This window comes from Pseudomonas sp. BS3782 TE3695 (genome assembly GCF_050435305.1).
Lineage (GTDB): Bacteria > Pseudomonadota > Gammaproteobacteria > Pseudomonadales > Pseudomonadaceae > Aquipseudomonas.
On record NZ_JBNDKB010000001.1, the window covers coordinates 3,927,598 to 3,949,693 of the forward strand.

Consider the following 22,096-nt stretch of genomic DNA (forward strand, 5'->3'; position numbering starts at 1 on the left):
TCCTTAAAAATACAGTTGCCCTTGTAGGAGCTGTCGAGTGCAACGAGGCTGCGATCTTTTGATCTTGATCTTTAAAAAGCAAAGTCAAAAGATCGCAGCCTCGTTTCACTCGACAGCTCCTACAGAAACCATGCGGGCCTTAGTAGAGGCATTCCACGGCCATGGCCGTGGCTTCGCCGCCGCCGATGCAGATCGCTGCAACGCCGCGTTTCAGGCCTTTCTGGCGCAGGGCCGAGAGCAAGGTCACGAGGATCCGCGCGCCGGACGCACCAATCGGGTGACCCAACGCACAGGCACCGCCGTGGACGTTGATCTTCTCGTGGGGAATCTCCAGTTTGGTCATGGTCACCAGACTCACCACCGCGAACGCTTCGTTGACTTCGAACAACTCGACTTCGTCCAGCGACCAGCCGGTTTTCTTCATCAGCTTCTTGATCGCGCCCACCGGTGCCACCGGAAACAGCCCCGGCGTATCGGCAAACGCGGCGTGGCCGTGAATCACCGCCAGCGGTTTCAGGCCTTGTTTCTCTGCTTCGGAACGGCGCATCAACACCAATGCCGCCGCGCCGTCGGAGATCGAACTGGAGTTCGCCGCCGTCACAGTGCCGCCATCGCGGAACGCCGGTTTCAGCGAGGCGATCTTGTCCAGTTTGGCTTTCGGCGGCTGTTCGTCATGGCTGATCAGCACCTGCTCTTTGCCGACGGTCACGGTGAGCGGCACGATCTCGGCGTTGAAGCTGCCGTCCTTGATCGCCTGTTGCGCGCGGGTGGTCGAAGCAATGGCAAACGCGTCCTGAGCTTCACGGGTAAAGCCGTTGGTTTCAGCACAATCCTCGGCAAAGGTGCCCATCAGGCGCCCCTTGTCGTAGGCATCTTCCAGGCCGTCGAGAAACATGTGATCAAGCACCCGGCCGTGGCCCATGCGGTAACCGCTGCGGGCGCGGTCCAGCAGGAATGGCGCGTTGGACATGCTTTCCATGCCCCCGGCAACGACCACATCGGCACTGCCGGCGATCAGCATGTCGTGAGCCAGGATCGTGGCTTCCATGCCCGAGCCGCACATCTTGTTCAGTGTCGTGCAACGGGTCGACTTATCCAGCCCGGCGCCCAGTGCCGCTTGCCGCGCCGGCGCCTGGCCGAGGCCGGCGGAGAGCACGCAGCCGAACAGCACTTCTTCTACGGATTCAGGGGCGACACCGGCGCGTTCGACGGCAGCACGAATCGCCGCGGCGCCCAGCTGCGGCGCGGTCAGGCTTTTCAGTTCGCCCTGAAAACCGCCCATCGGGGTGCGGACGGCGCTGACAATAACAATCGGATCGTTGGAAAGTGTCATGACAAATCCTCCTTATTTGGCGGCCATGCGCAAGGCACCGTCGAGACGGATGACCTCGCCGTTGAGCATGCTGTTTTCTATGATATGCCTGACCAGCGCGGCGTACTCGCCCGGCTTGCCCAGACGCGGCGGGAACGGCACGCCAGCGGCCAGAGACTCGCGCACTTCCGGGGTCATGCCGGCCATCATCGGCGTTTCGAAAATGCCCGGGGCGATGGTCATCACGCGGATACCGAAGCGCGCCAGTTCACGGGCGGCGGGCAAGGTCAGGCTGACGATCGCGCCTTTCGATGCCGAATACGCGGCCTGACCGATCTGGCCGTCGAAGGCCGCGGCCGACGCGGTGTTGATGATCACCCCACGCTCACCGTCTTCGTCAGCTTCAGTTTCGGCAATCGCCGCCGCCGCCAGACGCAGCATGTTGAAGCTGCCGATCAGGTTGACGTTGATCACCTGGCTAAAACTGTCCAGCGCATGAGGACCGTTCTTGCCGAGGATCTTCTCGCCACGCACGATACCGGCGCAGTTGACCAGACCATTGAGGCCGCCAAACGCTTTGACCGTCGCCTGCACCGCCGCTTGCGCCGCCGATTCATTGCTGATATCCGCCACCACGCTTTGCGCGCCCAGACGTGCAGCCTGGGCCGCGACGGCTTCGGCGTTCATATCCACCAACATGACCCTGGCACCAGCAGCTACCAGCATTTCAGCGGTGGCGGCACCGAGGCCGGACGCACCGCCGGTGACGAGAAAAACCTTGTTTTCGATCTGCATCATTGTTTCCTTGGATTCAAGCTGAAACGTTCTTCGCGGCGGCCTCTTGAGCCTTGGCGATTTCCTGGTTGCGCAAGATAAAGCGCTGCAATTTGCCGCTCGGGGTTTTGGGCAATTCGCTGACAAATTCAATTTCACGGGGGTACGCGTGCGCCGCCAGACGCTTGCGCACGTGTTGGCGCAACTCCTCGGCGAGTGCTGGTTCGGCGCGGTATTGCGGGCTGAGCACGACGAAAGCTTTCACCAGCTCGGTGCGTTCCGGATCGGGCTTGCCGATCACCGCTGCCTCGACCACCGCCGGGTGTTCGATCAGCGCGCTTTCCACGTCGAACGGGCCAACGCGGTAGCCGGAGGTGGTGATCACGTCGTCGCTGCGGCCGACGAAGCTGATGCTGCCGTCCGGGTTCCACTCGACGGTGTCGCCGCTCAGGTAATAATTGCCGACGAACGCCTTGGTCGGCGCGCCTTCGTAGCCGCCGAACCAGCACATTGGCGACTGAGTGCGGTCGATGGCCAGAATGCCGGGCTGGCCGACGCCCAGTTCTTTGTATTCGTCGTCGAGCACCACGATGCGGTGGCCCGGTGAGGCGAAACCGGCAGCGCCGACGTGCACCGGATGATCGAGGCCATGGTGATTGCACAACACCATGCCCAGTTCGGTCTGGCCGTAATGGTCGTGGATCACCACGCCGAGGTTATCGGCGAACCAGCGAATCACTTCCGGGTTCAGCGGCTCGCCGGCGCTGCTGACGATGCGCAGCTTGCCCTTGATCGAGCGGGAGAATTCATCGCCACCGGCAATCAGCAAGCGGTAGGCCGTCGGCGAGCCAGTGAGGTTGGTGATCCCGTATTTGTTGATCACCCGGCAGGTGCTTTCGAGGGTGAACGGGCCATCGTAAAAGGTGATCGGGTGCCCCATCGCCATCGGTCCGGTGACGCCGAAATAGATGCCGTAGGCCCAACCCGGATCGGCGACGTTCCAGAATGCGTCTTCAGGGCGCAAATCCACCGCGTCACGGGTGTAGCTCTGGAACGCGACGATCGCCTTGAGCGGCACCGACAGCGCTTTTGACGGCCCGGTGGTGCCCGAGGTGAACATCAGCAGGAACGGGTCTTCGCCGGTCAGCAATACCGGTTCGCACTCGCAGGAATAATTGGCCAGTTCGGCCCAGAAACTGAAATCGCCCCGCACGATGCCCTGCCCCTTGGGGCCGCCAACGGTGACGATGGTCGGGCAGTCGGCCACTTCAGCGAGTTTCGGGCGATTGACGGCGTCGGTTACTACGACTGCGGCGCCGGAGCTGTTGAGGCGATGTTCGATGGCTTTCGGGCCGAAGGCGGTAAACAGCGGCTGATAGACCGCGCCGATGCGCCAGGTGGCGAACACGGTGATCAGCAATTCGATGTTGCGAGGCAGGAGGCCGGCGACTTTATCGCCCTTCTTCACGCCCTGGGCCAGCAGGAAATTGGCAAACCGCGCGGCTTTGTCCTGCAAGTCGCTGAAAGTGTAAGTCGCGCTGCTGCCATCGCGGCCTTCCCAGAACAGCGCGATGCGCCCCGGCAAGACATGCCGGTCGCAACACTCAACGCAGGCGTTGAGCGCGCTCAACGACCCGGTGAGCGCGGCATCGACGGTGTGCTGATAATTGAACTGTGACGTAGCAGACAAGTAATCGCGCATTGCCAGAATCCCTGTGTGTTTTTATTAGGCTGGGGGAACCGTAAACAACAGGGAAATACTCGCTCTGCGCGGGGAGCGGGACAATGGTCAAAGCTATCAAGTTGGGTGACTGGTTTGGCCAAGGTCGAAGGATGTGGCGGCTGTAGATGATCCCTGTAGGAGCTGCCGAAGGCTGCGATCTCTTGATTCTGATCTTCTGACTGAATCGAGAACCGCACAAAATCAAGATCAAAAGATCGCAGCCTTCGGCAGCTCCTACGGGAGCGAATTCCGTCAAGTGGCTTCGTTAAGAATCAAACTCCGATAATGCCCAGGATTAGACCCCGACCACTTGCGAAACGCCTTGTAGAACGAGCTGGTATCGGCAAATCCCAAACGGGTGGCGATTTCGGCGAAACTGATGGCAGGCTCGGCCAGCCAGACGATGGCCAATTCCTTGCGTACGCTGTCCTTGAGCCCCTGATACGTCTGGCCCTCTTCGGCCAGGCGCCGGCGCAGGGTCGAGGCCGACATGCACAGTTGTTGCGCCAGCGCCTCGGTTTCCGGCCAGTGCTCGGCGGGCAGTTGCCGCAGATCGTGTTTGATCCGACTGGCCAGGCTCTCGGGATCGCGGTATTTGACCAGAATGTTCGCCGGCGCATGGGCCAGGAAGCGTTTGAGCTCTTCAGGGCTGCGCTTGATCGGCAAATCCAGGCAGTCAGCCGAGAAAATCATCCGCGTGCGCGGCCGGTCGAACCGCAGGTTCTCGGAGAACATCACCCGGTAATCATCACAAAAATCCGGTGCCGGACAACGCAACTCGATGGCCAGGATCGGGATCCGCCGCCCTGCCAGCCAGCAGGCCACGCCATGCACGATCATCCAGTAAGTGAAATAGGTGAAGGCACGACGCGGGTCTTCGTCGTCCTCCAGCAGGACGATTTCCGCCAGGCTTTGCTGACGCACCAGTTGCGCGGGCAGACGCTCGAGCATCAATGACAAAAAGCTCAGGCCCGAGGTCAGCCCGGCGGACAGAGTCGGCTGAGCCATGGAGCAGCGACACAGAAACTCAAGGCTGCCGGCCTTGAGTTTGCGCGGGTCCATGCCAAAAAATTCATCGTCCCCGCGCCGGGCCAACAAGCGCCACAGCCTCGCATAAGCAGTGGCCGGAACACGGGCGTCGCTGGTTTGCAGCAGCGCAGGATCGATGCCGACCTTGTTCAACACCTCTTCGGTGGCAACGCCGGGGGCACAACTTTGCAGCAGCGCTTCACGCACCAGTTGAATGGCGATAGTGTCTTTTTCCGACATTGCGCGAGATGTGCCCTGTTGTTGTTTGAGTGGTGGGCATATTAGCGCAGCCAAGGTCAAAAGATCGCAGCCTTGGCAACATAACCGGCCTGCGACTGACATCAACAGTCAGTCGCAGGATTTCCGCTTGGCGGATGGGGTCTCGTCAAGGTTTTTCCAACGACTCCTAAGCTGTCAGCACTATGAAGTTATCGAGTGCCCGGCCAATCGGGCTACCGGTTTTATCCAACGCGTACCATTTTCCATTGTCTCGAATGGCCGTTATTTCGGAACCGTCGACAGTACCGGTGACCTGATTGATAAAAGTGTTCATCCGATTGGGTTGCACGGCCCCAGCGGCTCCGCTGGCAAAACCTCCAAACCATCCCCTGAGACGGTCCAGACATGTCTGCAGACTTCCAATACCCGTCCCCGCCAATGTAAACATCCCACTCTTGCAGAGCCTGGCGAAACCGCCCAAGGTTCTTGCGCCGCCTGCGACAAGGCCTGAAACCCCATCCAGCGGGTTAACCAATGAAACCGTGGTCTGCCCGGCAAGTTTGATGACTTCAAAGGCCTTGGCTCTGATAGGGGTGATCGACTTCAACACCGTCGACAGTTTGCCCACCCCCCCGGCCACCGTGCCCAGGCTGGAAACCAGGTCTGTAAAACAACCGAAGGCACCGTTGATGAAACGCATTCGATCCCCCGACCGCAAATCTTCCGTACAACCCACGAACGGAATGAGCTGCAACAGGAAATTCGTGACTTTTTCCCGGTACGCCCGATTTTCTTCTGCGGTGGTAGTGCCTTTGGCTTTTTCAAATAAAAAGTCCCGCTCTCCTTGAAGAAGATTGCCGTTAATGATTCTGTCGACAATGTCCGAGGTCCTTTGTGAGAAGTAACTGTTCGGCACGGACCCACGGATATTCACTTGCGCTGTGCTGGCGGGAAGGCTTCCACCCAGTTCTTCGATAATCAGCTTTTTCGACTTAGCACCTTCTATCGGTTCGAAACCTTTTGCATAGGCATCAAAGTCAAACCGCAATTCGGTTCCACGTTGTACGTCAACGTTGACCGGCCCTCCTCTACTCACCCGGGCCTTTTCGATTTTCATATTGCCGTTTAGTGGCAACTCCTCCGGCAAATCCGTGCGTTTGATGATTAACATCCGCCCAGGAAACACTTCGAAGTAGCTAACGTTTCTCCGCTCGCCGTCCTGGTATTCAGTGCGCAACAGCGTTCCTTGGCGACCGCGGAAACTTGCCCGGTCCGTCGATGTTTCATCTTCTTTAAGCTTCCCCGTTTCTTCGCGCAACGTAAAAAACCGCACTTCCCCACACTCAAGGCTCTGACGATCTTCCAACGGCAAGGTCGCAATCAGGGATTTGGTCGCGGTGATAAAGCTTTGTTTTCGCGCATTAAAAAAAACATCCACGGAGTTACTGAAAGCGTCCTTTAGAAGGGGCAATTTGGTCCAGCCGGAGTCAAAGTCCATATTTGGCATCTGCACATCACACATTTCCCAATCGCCTGGAGTGTCCTCGTCCATATAAGCCTCGACGATCGATTTCGTGGGCGCCTTATTATCTGTGCCGAGTTCTTCGTGCTGCCGAGGCCCGAGTATTATGTTCTCGATGGGAACCTGAACTACCGCCGGCAGTGGCCGCTCTTGCGCCTCGGCCTCCGTTAGTGCCTTGGGTGTTTTTGGAAAGGCGATCCGAAGCTCTAAAGCCGCAAGCTCCCTACGCGTATGCAGTTCGAGCGTAAATCCTTTCAGCGCCTCAGAAAGATCCTTTCTTTGGGTTGCAAATTTCTGCGCTGCTGTCTCGTAATCCTGGGAAGAGTAAGCGCAATCTGCACGACGTTGTATAACGCCATTCATGACGGCCCATATAATTGAAATGTCGGCGGCAAGACTTTTGAACAACAGTTCCTGCTCGGGTGTCGTGGGTTCAAGCAGCGCAAGCGACATCAACTGGTCAGGGGTCATGATTCGTGAACACCCGGGAGCCAGAACCTCAGCAATGGCGATCCCCAGGCTCAGGGCCATCCAGGCCGCATTGCCCACCTGAATGCCCTTATTGAGATCCTGCGCGAGAAATTCTGGCGCTGCATCTGCCAGAAACAAATGCGCAATCAGGGGTGCCGACAGAGAACTTACGCCCTTGTGTTCGATCAGGTGCTGTTCAATCTCTGTCCGTACCACCGTGAGATCACGCCCCAGGTTTCCTGCCTGGTAAACGTCGTAACCTGCGATGATTCCGGGCTTACCGCAGGCGTCAGGATCGACGACCAGTTTGATCGCTGCCAGCAACAATTTTTGATAGTGCTCGGGCGCAGCCGTTTGCCCGGTACCATACCAGTGCAGTTCCTGGAGCAATTGGAGCCCCCAGGAATCGGCTTGGTCTTTTGCAAACATCTTGTTCAACAACTCATCGGCATTGTTGCGCCTGAATTCAACGGATGTGCCGGGTAACAAGTCAGCGCCCAATTCATCAATAATCGAGCTGCCATCGCTCAAAAAATCGCTCGCCTTAATTTTCGCTCGTTCGGCCGCAGTCAGTCGTACCAGTGACGGGGAGTTCGCCAGTAACTCAGCACCGTAGTCGCCCAGTGGGGTTGCCTGTGGCAATGAAGCTTGTAGCCATCGGATGATGTTGCGGACTTCACCCGCGGTGTTCACAGCGCCAAATCCGCTGAAAGACAATATTTGTTTAAAGTCGAAGCACAGTGGAGCGTACAGCGCATTGCCCGTATCCCTGACCATGCGCAGCAAGTTGTTGAACGGTGCAACCAATGGGCGTTGGCGGGTGACCAGGGCCGTCAGGTCATACCATTCTGACCCGTCAACAAAGACCTCGATTTTGTTTTCACTAATCCTGACAGGCAGTGAATTGAAGTCGATGCGTTCGCGCTCAGAAAGGGCAATCATTTGCGGCTGCGCGAAAAAATTATTCAAATGATGAACAATTGCCAAGCTCTTGTGCGCCAGCGGAGAGTCGCCGGCACTTTCACTGTATTTATTGGACAACTTGAGGTCTTCGTCGTCCGGCTGATCCTTCACCAAACTAACCAATTCATTGATCAGCGTTTCTCGTGCCTTCGCCTCTCTGATCGACTCCTTGGCGCATTGACACTCTTTATCGAGTTCGACCTTTTCATCGGTCGTGATCTCAGGCCATCCCTCCAGTTTCAGGCGGCTAGCAAGTGCACTGGCTTCCTCATCTGAAGCCGGCGGTACCACCCCATAAAAATCCAGCATTACGTTACACGGAATAAGTTTCCGATCATCATTCACATACGGTAAACCGAAGTCTCCCGGATCAAGGACTTGCCGGGCGGCTAGAACTTGCGCTGCTACCCGCCACCATCCCGAGTTATCCCATACGGTAAACGTTTCTGTGGTACTCACGCCGTTAAGGGTGACATTGGCTGATATTGAGCATTCTTGAATGTTCAATGTGCTCAGCGTCAAACCTTTGGCTTCGAACCAAGCAAGCACCTTTGGGTCGTTCACGGCTTGTTTGTAGAGATCCAATGGCCTCTCGATCAGACTGCCTGGCGTGGCAAGCAATGGAATATTTTGATTGGCCTCCAATTGTCCGAGCATGAGTGCTTGTAGCGCTCGATCCGCCGGTGCAGTGACATCTGAACCGCTCGTGAGGTCGAGCACCCTGGCCGCGCGCTCTTCGGCACGCGTCATGCCCGGGTTCGATGGAACGAGCTGTAGCTGGTGCGAGGTGCTTTGGGTGCCCGATAGCGACCTGGACAACTGGGTCTGTGCTGGAGAATCACGTTCGGATTGAGATGATGCGATGGTACGGGTGGCGCTGGCAGCGGCAGCGGCAGCGGCAGCGGCAGAAGACGCGAGCATCTTTTTAGATTCCTTTCACATGAATGTATGGCGCGTCAGCCTAAAACGCACCCCTGAAAGGAACTATAAAATTACGCTCTGCCGCTAATGACCCCTGTGCCTGGTTCTCTCGGGCCACAACCCCGTATAGGTTTACAGAATCCGATAGAGCAACCGTTCAATCCGCACCCGACTGACGCGCCGAAGAAACCTGGCAACCCCCGCCGGATAATCCGGCAGCGTTTCCAGATCCTGATACCGCTCGATGCGGTGGGTGTGCAGGAAAATCTCCGCCAGCTCTTTTTCACGCGGCGCCAGTAATTCGCCTTTCGGATCATCGATCAGCAACGCGTTTTCCAGGTCGAGACGGAATGCACGCGGGTTGAGGTTGTTGCCGGTCAGCAAGGTATAGCGCTGATCGATCCACATGCCCTTCAGGTGATAGGTGTTGTCATCATCTTTCCACAAATGCAGGTTCAGCTTGCCACTGTCGATACTGCGCTGATGGCGCTTGGCGAAGCGTCGCAGGCTGATCTCGTAAAGGTAGGGCAGCGCCGCGATTACCTTGAACGGTTCGCTGGGCGGGATGTAGAAATCGTTGGCGGTTTTGTCGCCGACGATGATGTCGATCTTCACGCCCCGCGCCAGCGCCCGATTGATTTCCCGGGTCACGGCCAGCGGCAGGTTGAAGTACGGCGTGCAGATGGTCAGCTGATGTTGCGCACTGGCGATCAGCTCGCAAATCACCCGACTCAACGGGTTGTTCTTGCCCACACCGAGCAATGGACTGACCGATAAATCGCCCTTCACCGTGCTGCCTGCCGTGGTGTCGTATGCCGCGTGCTTTAAACGGCTGCGCAAGTCGCCGATGTCGTGACGCAAGCTGCGGGTGGTCGGCAGGTTCGGCAAGTCGAGGCGATGCACCGCTTTGGAGGCGATCAGGCCATGCTGGATCAGGTGCTGCATCGAATCGGCCAACGCGTGATTCTGCAACAGGTGATAACGATCGAAGCGGTACTTGCCGAATTTATGCAGGTAAACATTGTTCAGGCTCGCGCCGCTGTAGAGCACGCAATCATCGATCACGAAGCCCTTCAAATGCAGCACGCCGAACAGCTCGCGGGTCTGCACCGGCACGCCGTACACCGGCACAACGCTTTCGTGGGTACGGGTCATTTCCTGATACCACGCCGCGTTGCCCGGCTGCTTGCCGGCACCGATCAAGCCGCGCTGGGCGCGTAACCAGTCCACGATCACCACCACGTCCAGTTCCGGGCGCGCCAGTTTGGCGGCATGCAGGGCATCGAGGATTTCCTGCCCGGCCTCATCCTGTTGCAGGTACAGCGCGACGATATAGATGCGTCGGGTTGCCTGAGCGATTTGCTCCAGCAGACAACGACGGAACTCGGCGGCGCCAGAGAGGATGGTGACGGCATCGGCGGTCAGCGGAAAACTGCGCAGTTTAGGCAGCAGAGAGCGTTTGAAAAGCGACGGCATAGGGCTCGCAAAGGGTCGAATCCGAAGAGCCCGAGAGCTTACACCATGGAAGGGTTTGGGTCTTGTTACTGTCTGTAATGGCCTCTTCGCGAGCAAGCCCGCTCCCACATTTGAAATGCATTCCCTGTGGGAGCGGGCTTGCTCGCGAAGGCAATTTTATGGGCGCCAAAAATAATTGCTTGACCAAGGAGAACGATCATTCTACTGTTAGCCACATGAACGAAATCACTAGCAACGACACACGCGACATCATTCTGGACGTCACCGAAAAGTTGATCTACAAAAGTGGCATCGCTGCCACCGGCATGGATCTCCTGGTGAAAACCGCCGGCGTTTCCAGAAAAAGCATCTACCGCTACTTCGCCAACAAGGAGGAGCTCACCGTCGCGGCCCTGCAACGCCGCGATGTGCGCTGGATGAATTGGTACCGAAGCGAAGTCGGCAAGGCCGAGAGCTCGGCCGACCGGCTGCTCAACCTGTTTACCGTGCTCAAGACCTGGTTCGCCTCCGAAGGTTTTCGCGGGTGCGCATTCATTAACACCAGCGGCGAAACCGGCGATGCGCAAGACCCGGTTCGCCTGGTTGCCAAAGACCACAAACAGAAACTGCTCGACTACTTGTGCGAGCTCTGTACCGAACATGGTGCAACAGACCCGGAGACGCTGGCCAGACAGCTGCTGATCCTGATCGACGGTGCCATTACCGTAGCGCTTGTGATGGGTGATCACAGTGCCGCCGATAATGCGCAATGCATGGCGCGAAAGTTATTGGACCTGTAACACTTTAAATAAGCCGACAACTTGCTGGAACATTAATTTGATAGGGAGACTTGATATGTCTACTGCCGAAGTTCGTCCGCCATTGCCGCCGTTTACCCGTGAATCGGCCATCGAAAAAGTTCGCCTGGCCGAAGATGGCTGGAACTCCCGAGACCCGGAACGGGTGTCTCTGGCCTATACCCTGGACACCCAGTGGCGTAACCGCGCCGAGTTCGCTCACAACCGCGAAGAAGCCAAAGGTTTTCTGACCCGTAAATGGGCCAAGGAACTGGACTACCGGCTGATCAAGGAACTCTGGGCCCATGGCGATAACCGTATTGCCGTGCGGTATGCCTACGAATGGCATGACGATTCGGGCAACTGGTTCCGTTCCTACGGTAACGAGAACTGGGAGTTCGACGAGAACGGCTTGATGTTCAACCGTTACGCCTGCATCAACGACATGCCGATCAAGGAAAGCGACCGCAAGTTCCACTGGCCGCTGGGCCGCCGACCGGATGATCACCCGGGCTTGTCTGATCTGGGTCTGTAGGTTCACACCGTTCAAATGTGGGAGCGGGCTTGCCCGCGATGGCGATGTCACAGACAACATTTTTGTTGAATGTGACACCGCCCCGGCCCTGTGAACATTCCCCCTGTAGGAGCTGCCGAAGGCTGCGATCTTTTGATTTTAAAAAGCAAAGTCAAAAGATCGCAGCCTTCGGCAGCTCCTACAAATGCATTGCCCCAGACCGGTCGCCGCAGAGATTGGATGTGGGTAAGATACCCGCCTTCCCCCCCCCCCCGCAGCCCATCTTCTGCGCCCTGCCGAATAAGCCCATTCCATGCCTTTCGAACTCAGCGTTGACCTCACTACCCTGGCCGTTCTGGCTCTCGTCGCTTTCATTGCCGGTTTCATTGACGCCATCGCCGGCGGTGGCGGTCTGTTGACCACCCCGGCGCTGCTGACCGCCGGCCTGCCACCGCACCTGGTGCTGGGCACCAACAAGCTCAGTTCGACCTTCGGCTCGGCCACTGCCAGTTTCACCTTCTACCGGCGCAAGTTGTTCCATCCACGGCAATGGATGCACGCCATTGTCGGCACGTTGGTGGGCGCACTCACCGGTGCCGTGGTCGCTCATTACCTGCCGGCGGAATGGCTGAACAAGATGCTGCCGGTGATCGTGTTTGCCTGCGGTCTGTATCTGTTGTTCGGCGGCACACCAAAGGCGCCGCTGGACAGTGACGCACCGATCAAGAAGAAGTGGCAATCTACCCAAGGCTTCAGCCTCGGTTTCTACGACGGCGTGGCCGGCCCGGGAACGGGTGCGTTCTGGACCGTCAGCAGCCTGCTGCTCTACCCCATCGACCTGGTCAAGGCCAGCGGCGTGGCGCGCAGCATGAACTTCGTCAGCAACATCGCGGCGTTGTCGGTGTTCATCTTTTCCGGGCAGGTGGACTGGATCATCGGCCTGAGCATGGGCCTGTCGGTGATGGTCGGCGCCTTCTTCGGCGCGCGCACCGCCATCAGCGGCGGTGCGAAATTCATTCGCCCAGTGTTCATCACCGTGGTGCTCGGCTTGACCGTCCGGCTAGCCTGGCAGCACTGGTTCAGTGTGGCCTAAGCGCCGCGCCACATAAACGTCGATCAGGTAACGGGCAATCGAGCGTGACGCCGGCAACGGCGGCAGCTCGTGCACGTTGAACCACTGGGCGTCTTCGATCTCGTCCTCCTGACAGACAATCTCGCCGCCGGCGTACTCGGCGTGAAAACCGAGCATCATCGAATGCGGGAATGGCCAGCACTGACTGCCCATGTACTGGATGTTCTTGACCTCGATCTGCACCTCTTCGCGGACCTCGCGAATCAGGCAGTCCTCGGCCGACTCACCCGGCTCGGCAAACCCCGCCAACGTGCTGTAGACCCCGGTGACAAAACGCGGCGAACGAGCCAGTAGAACCTCGTCGCCACGGGTCACCAGCACAATCATGCTCGGTGAAATGCGCGGATAGTGGCGAATATCACACGGCTCACAGTACATCGCCCGCTCACGCGGCACCTGGCTCATCACCTGCCCGCAATTGCCGCAAAAACGGTGTTCACGGGCCCATGTACCGATTTGCGCGGCGTAGCCGAGCACCTTGTAGACGGTGTGATCGCCCTCGAGCATAAACGCTCGCAGGCCTTTCCAGTTGCAACCCGGTACTTCGCTGTGGCTGCGCAGCTCCAGCAGGTAGACCGGTTCGCCATCCAGGTGACCGATGCCATGCTCGGCGAGAATCGACAGGTCCTGGCGCTTGAGCCATTCGCGTGGAAACAACGCGCCATTGTCATCGAACAAAAAGCCTTCAGGGCTGCGCGCCACGGCCCAGCCGCCGGGTTGATCGGTGTCCAGTACTGCGGTGGTCCAGCGTGAAATCATGGTTAATCAATCCAGAAATTCGGGTTTCTGTTTGCTCATATGGGCGGCCATCGCCACGCGCAGATCGGTGGATTGCAGCATGGCGGCGTTCCAGGTGGCGACGTATTCGAGGCCGTCGTCGATGCGATGGTCGCGCATGTAGCTGATCATCTCTTTGGTGCCAGTGACGGCAATCGGCGACTTGCTGGCGATTTCACGGGCAATGCCCATCACACCTTCAAGCAGGCTGGCGGTGTCGCTGTAGACACGATTGACCAGGCCGATGGAGCGCGCTTCGTCGGCGCCAAAGGTGCGACCAGTGTAAGCCAGTTCACGCAGCATGCCGTCACCGATTATCCGTGGCAAGCGTTGCAAAGTGCCCACATCGGCCGCCATGCCGAGGTCGATTTCCTTGATGGAAAATTGCGCATCCTCGGCCGCGTAACGCATGTCGCAGGCTGAAACAAGATCGATGGCGCCACCCAGGCAATAACCCTGAATCGCCGCCAGTACCGGCTTGCGACAGTTGTCGACGGCATTGAACGAGGCCTGCAGCCTGAGGATCGTGCGCCGCAGCAGACGCGCATTGCGGCCGACATCCTTGCCCAGTTCATTGGCCACACCGGCCAGCATCATCAGATCGATGCCCGAAGAAAAATGCTTGCCGGCACCACTGAGCACCACCACACGGACTTCATCGGTATCGTCGATCCACTGGAAAATCTCGATGATCTCGCTCCAGAACGCGGCGTTCATCGAATTGATCTTTTCCGGGCGGTTGATCTGCACATGGGCGATGTTATCGGCCAGTTCGACGCTGAAGGCGGTGTATTGAGACATGGCAGTGATCCTTTACCGGGCAGAATATGAGGCCCGAACTATAACAAGGCATCCGTGCCGACAGTAAGGCAGCGGTTCGGCCAAATGCGGGACTGGTTTCAGGTTCTTTAGCGTCTGGGTTGACCTCATCGCGAGCCTGCTCCCGATTGCCCGCACCACCGAAATTATTGAGAGCCCGCCTTAGCACACGAGCAAACTTGTCACTATGCTTGCGCCTGACTTTCCAAGGAGGAGCCCCACCCATGCCAATTTCTTCACGAGCAGCCCTGCTGGTTATCGACGTACAGAACGACTTCATTCCTGGTGGTCAATTACCGGTGCCGGAGGGCGATCTGATCGTACCCTTGATCAACCGTCTCAGCCGCCAGTTCAAGCAGGTCATCATTGCCCAGGACTGGCACCCGCCCGGCCATGCCTCATTCGCTTCCAGCCACCCTGGGCGCAAACCTTACGATGTAGTTCAGTTGCCTTATGGTGAACAGACGCTCTGGCCTGAGCATTGCGTACGGGACACACCCGGCGCCGAGTTCCACGCGAAACTGGACCTGCCCCACGCCCAACTGATCATCCGCAAAGGCTGCAATCCGGACATCGACAGTTATTCGGCATTTCTGGAGGCGGATCGAACCACCACCACAGGCTTGGCCGGGTATCTGAAAGAGCGCGGTATCGACACGGTTTACATGGTCGGGCTGGCACTGGATTTCTGCGTGATGTTTTCTGCGCTGGATGCGCGGGCGGCGGGGTTCAATGCGTTTGTGGTGATGGATGCGTGTCGGGCGATTGATCTGGATGGGTCGCTGGCGGCGGCAATTGACCGGATGCAGGTGGCTGGGATCGGGTTGATTCCATCAACCGAATTGCTTGGCTGAACGATTATGCATAGCTCCATGGGCAATGACTCCTTGTGGCGAGGGAGCTTGCTCCCGTTCGGCTGCGAAGCAGTCGCAAAACAGAAGCCCGCGCCCTGTCTGAAGCCCGCGGTGTCAGATTTCGGGGCCGCTTCGCGACCCAGCGGGAGCAAGCTCCCTCGCCACAGGGACGGTGAAAGATTCAGACAGGTGTCGGCAACCAGAGTCGGAACCGAGCTCCCCCCAACGGCGAAGCTTGTGCGGTGAGTGTGCCGCTCTGTGTTTCCAGCGCCCGGCGGCTGATTGCCAGGCCCAGACCAAACCCGCCAGTGGCGCGATCCCGGCTGCGGTCCAGCCGATAAAACGGCTCGAAAATCCGCTCCCGCTCTTCTTCCGGAATGCCGATGCCATCGTCATCCACCCAGATCTCACAGCCCTTGGGGCACACCTGCACGCCGATCTGAATCCGTTTTTCGCAGTAGCGCATGGCGTTGCGCAGAAGGTTCTGGATCGCCCGGGCGGTCAAGCGCGGGTCCAGTGAGAAGCGTTCGAGCTGGCCGTTAAGCAGCACATCGATCACGATTTGCGGTGACTCAAGCTCTTCATCGACGCTGCCCAAAATGCTGTCGATGAACTCATCCAGCGACACATCGACCTGTTCCGGCAGCTGCCCCGGGTTTTGCAAACGGCTGTAAGACAGCAATTCCAGCACCAGCTCATCCAATTCACGAATGTGCGCGACCAGGCCTTGTAGACGTTCACGGCTGGGGGGCGGCAAGTCATCGGATAGCGCCAGGGCCAGGCCGAAATCCAGCCGTGTCAGTGGTGTGCGCAGTTCGTGGGACACGGCGTTGAGCAGATCGCGTTGCTGGTTGAGCAAGTTCTCGATGTCGCCAGCCATGGTGTCGAACACGTGGGCCAGGCTACCGATGTTGGAGCTGGGGGAAATCTGTGTGCGCTCGCTCAAGTGCCCCTTGCCAAAGCGTTCGGCGGTGCCTTTGAGGCGTTCCAGATCGCGCCAGTGCGGGCGTAGCCACAGCAACAGACAGGCGAGCATGGTGGCGCCGATCAGCACATTGATGCTCCAGTACAACCAACTGACGTCCGTCGGGTCCGGCGGCACGACCATCTTCACGACCAGTTGCTCGTTCAACGGCGCCACGGCCAAGGTGCGCCAGCCCCAATCGCCGATGCGCACGACGTTTTCCCCGCGCTGCAAGCGCGCACGTTCATCCGGAGTAAATTCGGCGTCATCGTTACGGGCCAGCACAATGTCCAGCGGCTGGAATTCCTTGTCCATTTCGTCTGCCAGCGCCGGCCACTGCTCAATAGGCACCGCGCGAAACTGCTTGACGATCAGCGTTTGCAAACCTCGGGAATAGTCGAGGTTGTAGGTGACAAAACGCTCATGGAAAACCTGGATGACCAGGTCCGGCACCAAGTAGATCGCCGCGCTGAACGAGACGATAGTCACCAGATAGAGGCGAAACAGAATTCTGAACATCGACTCAGCATTCCCACTCGGAGCGGCTGAACAGGTAGCCCTTGCCCCACACGGTCTTGATTTTGCGCGCCTCGCCAGCGTGGTCGTCGAACTTGCGCCGCAGCTTGGAGATGGCGACATCCACCGAGCGGTCGGTGCCGTTGAATTCGATACCGCGCAGGCGTTGCAGAATCTGGTCGCGGCTCAGTACTTCGCCGGCATGCCGGGCCAGCACCACTAGCAAGTTGTATTCACCGCTGGAGAGCTCGACCAATTGCTCACGCCAGGTCACGGTGCGCTCCGACAGGTCGATGCACAGATTGCCCATCAGAATGCGATCATTGGCGGTCATCGGTTCGCTGAGACTGCTGCGGCGCAGCAAGGTGCGCACCCGGGCCAGCAAGACGCGCGGTTCGCAAGGTTTGGTGACGTAATCGTCGGCCCCCATTTCCAGGCCCAACACTTGATCGTGGCTGTCGTCGCGGGCGGTGAGCATCAGGATCGGCAAAGTCGCCGAATCGGCCCGCAGCAAGCGGCAGACCTGCAAACCATCGAGCCCCGGCAGCATCAGATCGAGAATCACCAGGTCCGGAGGATTGAGCCGCGCCCGTTCGCGCACATGATCGCCACGGTTGATCACGCTGACGCAATAGCCGTTGCGTTCCAGGTAGCTGGCAATCAGTTCGGAGAGCGCGGAGTCGTCTTCGACCAGGAGGATGTTGGGCATGGTGTTTCCAGAAAGTGCAGTGGCGCCTGTCAGGGCCTCTTCGCGAGCAAGCCCGCTCCCACATGGGATCTATGTCGCACTGAAGATCAAATGTGGGAGCGGACTTGCTCGCGAAGGCGGCATCACAGGCGCAAAGGAATCAAGGCGCCAAGGATATACGCCCTCACGCCCGCGCGAGCAAACCCCTTACACAATTTCACACAGCGCTTACAAAGCTTCACCGCTACCCTCGTCGGCCCCCCGTAGGATACGGGGGTCAATATTGGGGTATTTACATGTCAAAGAATCTGCTTGCCCGGCTCAGCCTGATTGCACTGGCGTTGACGCTGAGTGCTTGTGATCAGTCCTCGACCGCCGAAGAACAGGCGCCGCTGGTCACCGTGCGGGTTGAAACCGTCGAAGCCCGGCCGCTGTCGATCAGCAGCGAGCTAAGCGGGCGGATTGTCGCGCCACGCATCGCCGAAGTGCGCGCCCGAGTCGCCGGCGTGGTGTTGCAGCAGGCCTTCCGTGAAGGCAGCGACGTAAAAAAAGGCGACGTTCTTTTCCGTATTGACCCCGCACCGTTCAAGGCCGATTTGGACAGCGCCGAAGCCGCATTGCGCAAGGCCGAAGCCAATGCGTTCCAGGCCAGATTGCAGGAACAGCGCTACGCCCAGTTGATCGAAGGCAACGCCATCAGCGGTCAGGATTATGACAACGCCCGGGCCAATGCCCGGCAGACCGCCGCCGATGTCGCCGCCAACAAAGCTGCCGTGGAGCGGGCGAAACTGAACCTGGGTTACGCCACCGTCACCGCGCCGATTTCCGGACGCATTGGCCGCGCACTGGTGACCGAAGGCGCGCTGGTCGGGCAGAACGAAACCACCCCTTTGGCATTGATTCAGCAGTTGAACCCGATCCACGCTGACCTGACGCAATCGACCCGTGAACTCAACGACCTGCGCCGGGCGTTCCGTTCCGGCCAGTTAAAAGAAGTGGGCCAGGGTCAGGCCAAAGCCACCTTGATTCAGGACGACGGCAGCCTCTACCCGCTGCCGGGCAAGTTGCTGTTCACCGACATTACCGTCGATCCGGGCACCGGCCAGATCATCCTGCGCAGCGAGTTCCCCAATCCGGACCTCGACTTGTTGCCGGGCAGCTTCGTGCGTGTGCGCCTGGAGCAAGCGTTCAATCAGCAAGGCATCAGCGTGCCGCAACGGGCCATCCAGCGTGACAGTGCCGGCATCGCCCAAGTGCTGCTGCTCGATGCCGAACAGCGGGTCGGCCAACAACCGGTCGAACTGGGTGCGGTGCAGAACGATCGCTGGATCGTCACCCACGGTCTCAAGCCCGGCGACCGCATTGTCACTGAAGGCCTGCAACATGCGCGCCCCGGTGAAAAAGTCCAGATAGATGACACCCCTCTTCCACTTGCCCAGGTTTCTGGTCAGTAAGCAGGACGCTTTTTTATGCCGCAGTTCTTTATCGACCGCCCGGTGTTCGCTTGGGTGATCGCCTTGTTCATTCTGCTGGCCGGTGCGTTAGCCATTGGGCAGTTGCCGGTGGCGCAGTACCCGAACGTTGCGCCGCCGAAAGTCGAAATCTATGCCACCTACCCCGGCGCATCGGCGCAGACCGTGGACGAAAGCGTGGTCAGCCTGATCGAGGAAGAGCTCAACGGCGCGGATCATCTGCTGTATTTCGAATCCCAGAGCAGCCTCGGCAGCGCCACCATCACCGCGACTTTCCAACCAGGCACTGACCCGGAAATGGCGCAAGTCGACGTGCAAAACCGCCTCAAGGTGGTCGAGTCGCGGTTGCCGCAAGCGGTCACTCAGCAAGGCTTGCAGGTGGAGAAAGTCTCCGCCGGTTTCCTGCTGCTGATCACCCTCACCTCCAGCGACGGCAAGCTCGACGACGTAGCGCTCAGCGATTATCTGGCGCGCAACGTGATGAACGAGATCAAGCGTCTGGACGGCGTCGGCAAGGCCCAGTTGTACGGTGCCGAACGGGCGATGCGGATCTGGATCGATCCGCGCAAGCTGATCGGGTTCAACCTGACGCCGGCCGATGTCAACGCCGCCATCGTTGCGCAGAATGCTCAGGTTTCGGCGGGCAGCATCGGCGACTTGCCAACCCGCACCACCCAGGAAATCACCGCGACCATTCTGGTCAAAGGCCAGCTGTCGACACCTGAAGAATTCGCCGACATCGTCCTCAAGGCCAATCCTGACGGCTCCACGGTGCGCATCGGCGATGTGGCGCGGGTCGAGATCGGCAGTCAGGAATATCAATTCTCCACGCGGCTGAACGGCAAACCGTCGACCGCCGTCAGCGTGCAACTGTCGCCAGGCGCCAATGCCCTGAGCACCGCGACGCTGGTGCGGGCGAAGATGGATGAACTGGCGCGCTACTTCCCGGCCGGCGTCGAATACAAGATTCCGTACGACACTTCGCCCTTCGTCAAAGTCTCGATTACCAAGGTGGTCTACACCCTCATCGAGGCGATGGTGCTGGTGTTTGCGGTGATGTTCCTGTTCCTGCAAAACATCCGCTACACGCTGATCCCGACCCTGGTGGTGCCGGTGGCGCTGATGGGCACTTTCGCGACCATGCTCGCACTGGGCTTCTCGATCAACGTGCTGACCATGTTCGGCATGGTGTTGGCCATCGGCATTCTGGTGGACGACGCCATTGTGGTGGTGGAGAACGTCGAGCGGATCATGGCCACCGAAGGCCTGTCGCCTAAGGACGCGACGCGCAAGGCGATGAAGCAGATCACCGGAGCGATCATCGGCATTACCCTGGTGCTGGTGGCGGTGTTCATTCCGATGGCGTTCATGCAGGGCTCGGTCGGGGTGATTTACCAGCAGTTCTCGCTCTCCATGGCCACGTCGATCCTGTTCTCGGCGTTCCTCGCCCTGACCTTGACTCCGGCCCTGTGCGCGACACTGCTCAAGCCCATTGCTCAGGGTGAACATCACGCCAAGGGCGGCTTCTTCGGCTGGTTCAACCGGCGCTTCGAACAACTGACCGAGCGCTATCAGGGCTGGGTCGCCTATGCGCTGAAACGCACCGGGCGTTACCTGTTGATCTACGGCGTGCTGCTGATTGGTCTGGGCGTGTGTTTCAGTCGCCTGCCCTCCTCGTTCCTGCCCGTTGAAGATCAGGGTTACACCATCACCGACATTCAACTGCCACCGGGTGCGAGCAAGAACCGCACGGTACAGGTGGTCGAGCAGATCGAAGCACACAACGCCACCGAACCGGGTGTCGGCGACAGTACGGTGATTCTCGGTTTCAGCTTCTCCGGTAGCGGACAGAACGCCGCGCTGGCATTTACCACGCTCAAGGATTGGTCGGATCGGGGTAGCGATGATTCGGCGAGTTCGATTGCCGATCGCGCCAACATCGCGCTCAGTCAGATCAAGGACGCCATGGCCTTTGCGGTCCTGCCGCCGCCGGTGGATGGCCTCGGTACTTCCAGCGGATTTGAGTTCCGCTTGCAGGATCGCGGCGGCCTCGGCCACGCGACGTTGATGCGGGCGCGCAGCGAATTGCTCGCCGCGGCCGAGAAGAGCCCGATCCTGATGAATGTGCGCGAAAGCGCCCTGGCCGAGGCGCCGCAGGTGCAATTGATCGTCGACCGTAAACAGGCGAATGCGCTGGGCGTGTCGTTTGCCGACATCGGCAGTGTGCTGTCCACCGCCGTCGGTTCTGCCTACATCAACGACTTCCCCAATCAGGGGCGGATGCAGCGGGTGGTGGTGCAGGCTGAGGGCGATCAACGCAGTCAGGTGGCCGATCTGCTGAAGATTAACGTGCGCAACAACGCCGGGAAGATGGTGCCGCTGTCGGCGTTTGTCCAGGCCAAATGGACCCAAGGGCCGGCGCAGTTGACCCGTTACAACGGTTATCCGGCGATCAACATTTCCGGTGAGCCGACGCCGGGCCATAGCACCGGTGAAGCCATGGCGGAAATCGAGCGGCTGGTGGCGTTGGGGCCTGCCGGGTTGGGTCAGGAATGGACCGGGTTGTCGTTGCAGGAACGCTTGTCCGGCAGTCAGGCGCCGATTCTGCTTGGCTTGTCGTTGCTGATCGTCTTCCTGTGTCTGGCGGCGTTGTACGAGAGCTGGTCGATTCCGACCTCGGTGCTGCTGGTGGTGCCGCTCGGCGTGCTCGGCGCAGTACTCGCGGTGACGTTGCGCGGGATGCCCAACGATGTGTTTTTCAAGGTCGGGTTGATCACCATCATCGGTCTGTCGGCGAAGAACGCGATCCTGATCATCGAGTTCGCCAAGAGCCTGTATGACGAAGGTCATGACCTGATCGACGCCACGCTGCAAGCGGCGCGATTGCGCCTGCGGCCGATCGTCATGACCTCGCTGGCATTCATCCTCGGCGTGGTGCCATTGGCAATCGCCACCGGGGCCAGCTCGGCGAGCCAGCAAGCGATCGGCACCGGAGTGATCGGCGGGATGATCACGGCAACCCTGGCCGTGGTGTTCGTGCCGGTGTTTTTTGTGGTGGTGATGAAGTTGGTGCGCCGCCGACATTCCTGACCAAGCAAAGTCCCCCTGCCCCCTTGCCCCCTTGCCCCCTGTAGGAGCTGTCGAGTGAAACGAGGCTGCGATCTTTTGACTTTG

Annotated in this window: 16 protein-coding genes; 6 read left to right on the forward strand and 10 right to left on the reverse strand. The window is 59.1% G+C overall.

Annotated elements, in window-relative coordinates:
- Positions 1-139 precede the first annotated feature (139 nt).
- The 6 genes from ABH909_RS17735 to pssA all read right to left on the reverse strand — a co-directional run bounded on the left by ABH909_RS17735 (position 140) and on the right by pssA (position 10,410).
- Complete coding sequence (locus ABH909_RS17735) at positions 140-1,333, reverse strand: acetyl-CoA C-acyltransferase (protein WP_192342986.1); 1,194 nt, start codon at positions 1,331-1,333, stop codon at positions 140-142.
- 12 nt (positions 1,334-1,345) lie between these two features.
- On the reverse strand, positions 1,346-2,107 hold the full coding sequence (locus ABH909_RS17740; protein WP_429439962.1) for an SDR family NAD(P)-dependent oxidoreductase: 762 nt from the start codon (positions 2,105-2,107) through the stop codon (positions 1,346-1,348).
- Positions 2,108-2,123: 16 nt separating this feature from the next.
- A complete protein-coding gene (locus ABH909_RS17745; protein WP_429435555.1) occupies positions 2,124-3,788 on the reverse strand; it encodes an AMP-binding protein in 1,665 nt (554 codons plus the stop codon).
- 273 nt (positions 3,789-4,061) lie between these two features.
- Positions 4,062-5,078 carry an AraC family transcriptional regulator gene (locus ABH909_RS17750; RefSeq protein WP_429435558.1) on the reverse strand — a complete coding sequence of 339 codons (1,017 nt, stop codon included), beginning with the start codon at positions 5,076-5,078 and terminating at the stop codon, positions 4,062-4,064.
- Positions 5,079-5,244: 166 nt separating this feature from the next.
- Complete coding sequence (locus tag ABH909_RS17755) at positions 5,245-8,934, reverse strand: hypothetical protein (protein ID WP_429435560.1); 3,690 nt, start codon at positions 8,932-8,934, stop codon at positions 5,245-5,247.
- Positions 8,935-9,066: 132 nt separating this feature from the next.
- Entirely contained in the window at positions 9,067-10,410 is a 1,344-nt protein-coding gene (gene pssA, locus ABH909_RS17760; protein WP_429435563.1) for a CDP-diacylglycerol--serine O-phosphatidyltransferase, read from the reverse strand.
- A gap of 215 nt (positions 10,411-10,625) precedes the next feature.
- On the opposite strand from pssA, the gene ABH909_RS17765 reads away from it, so the two are divergent.
- The 3 genes from ABH909_RS17765 to ABH909_RS17775 all read left to right on the forward strand — a co-directional run bounded on the left by ABH909_RS17765 (position 10,626) and on the right by ABH909_RS17775 (position 12,793).
- The gene (locus ABH909_RS17765) at positions 10,626-11,189 is read left to right on the forward strand and encodes a TetR/AcrR family transcriptional regulator (protein WP_429435566.1); all 564 of its coding nucleotides are present in this window, start codon (positions 10,626-10,628) and stop codon (positions 11,187-11,189) included.
- A 55-nt stretch (positions 11,190-11,244) separates the two neighbouring features.
- Positions 11,245-11,721 (forward strand): DUF1348 family protein, encoded by a 477-nt coding sequence (locus ABH909_RS17770; protein ID WP_008012921.1) that lies wholly within the window; start codon positions 11,245-11,247, stop codon positions 11,719-11,721.
- A 292-nt stretch (positions 11,722-12,013) separates the two neighbouring features.
- Positions 12,014-12,793 carry a TSUP family transporter gene (locus ABH909_RS17775; RefSeq protein ID WP_008067915.1) on the forward strand — a complete coding sequence of 260 codons (780 nt, stop codon included), beginning with the start codon at positions 12,014-12,016 and terminating at the stop codon, positions 12,791-12,793.
- Here ABH909_RS17775 and nudC read toward each other — a convergent pair.
- Both nudC and ABH909_RS17785 read right to left on the reverse strand, forming a co-directional pair.
- Complete coding sequence (gene nudC, locus ABH909_RS17780) at positions 12,761-13,591, reverse strand: NAD(+) diphosphatase (protein WP_429435569.1); 831 nt, start codon at positions 13,589-13,591, stop codon at positions 12,761-12,763. The two genes, ABH909_RS17775 and nudC, sit on opposite strands and share 33 nt — an antisense overlap.
- A 6-nt stretch (positions 13,592-13,597) precedes the next feature.
- Positions 13,598-14,410, reverse strand: a complete 813-nt coding sequence (locus ABH909_RS17785; RefSeq protein ID WP_429435572.1) for a crotonase/enoyl-CoA hydratase family protein — start codon at positions 14,408-14,410, stop codon at positions 13,598-13,600.
- Between the two features lie 242 nt (positions 14,411-14,652).
- On the opposite strand from ABH909_RS17785, the gene pncA reads away from it, so the two are divergent.
- On the forward strand, positions 14,653-15,282 hold the full coding sequence (gene pncA / locus ABH909_RS17790; RefSeq protein ID WP_429435574.1) for a bifunctional nicotinamidase/pyrazinamidase: 630 nt from the start codon (positions 14,653-14,655) through the stop codon (positions 15,280-15,282).
- Positions 15,283-15,463: 181 nt separating this feature from the next.
- Here pncA and ABH909_RS17795 read toward each other — a convergent pair whose 3' ends face one another.
- Together ABH909_RS17795 and ABH909_RS17800 are read right to left on the reverse strand one after the other, a co-directional pair.
- Positions 15,464-16,765, reverse strand: a complete 1,302-nt coding sequence (locus ABH909_RS17795) for an ATP-binding protein (RefSeq protein ID WP_429435576.1) — start codon at positions 16,763-16,765, stop codon at positions 15,464-15,466.
- A gap of 4 nt (positions 16,766-16,769) precedes the next feature.
- Positions 16,770-17,471, reverse strand: coding sequence for a response regulator (locus ABH909_RS17800; protein WP_429435579.1), 702 nt, complete (start codon positions 17,469-17,471; stop codon positions 16,770-16,772).
- Between the two features lie 275 nt (positions 17,472-17,746).
- On the opposite strand from ABH909_RS17800, the gene ABH909_RS17805 reads away from it, so the two are divergent.
- Both ABH909_RS17805 and ABH909_RS17810 read left to right on the forward strand, forming a co-directional pair.
- Positions 17,747-18,904, forward strand: a complete 1,158-nt coding sequence (locus tag ABH909_RS17805; RefSeq protein WP_429435582.1) for an efflux RND transporter periplasmic adaptor subunit — start codon at positions 17,747-17,749, stop codon at positions 18,902-18,904.
- Between the two features lie 15 nt (positions 18,905-18,919).
- Positions 18,920-22,012, forward strand: a complete 3,093-nt coding sequence (locus ABH909_RS17810) for a multidrug efflux RND transporter permease subunit (protein ID WP_429435584.1) — start codon at positions 18,920-18,922, stop codon at positions 22,010-22,012.
- Positions 22,013-22,096: the final 84 nt, after the last annotated feature.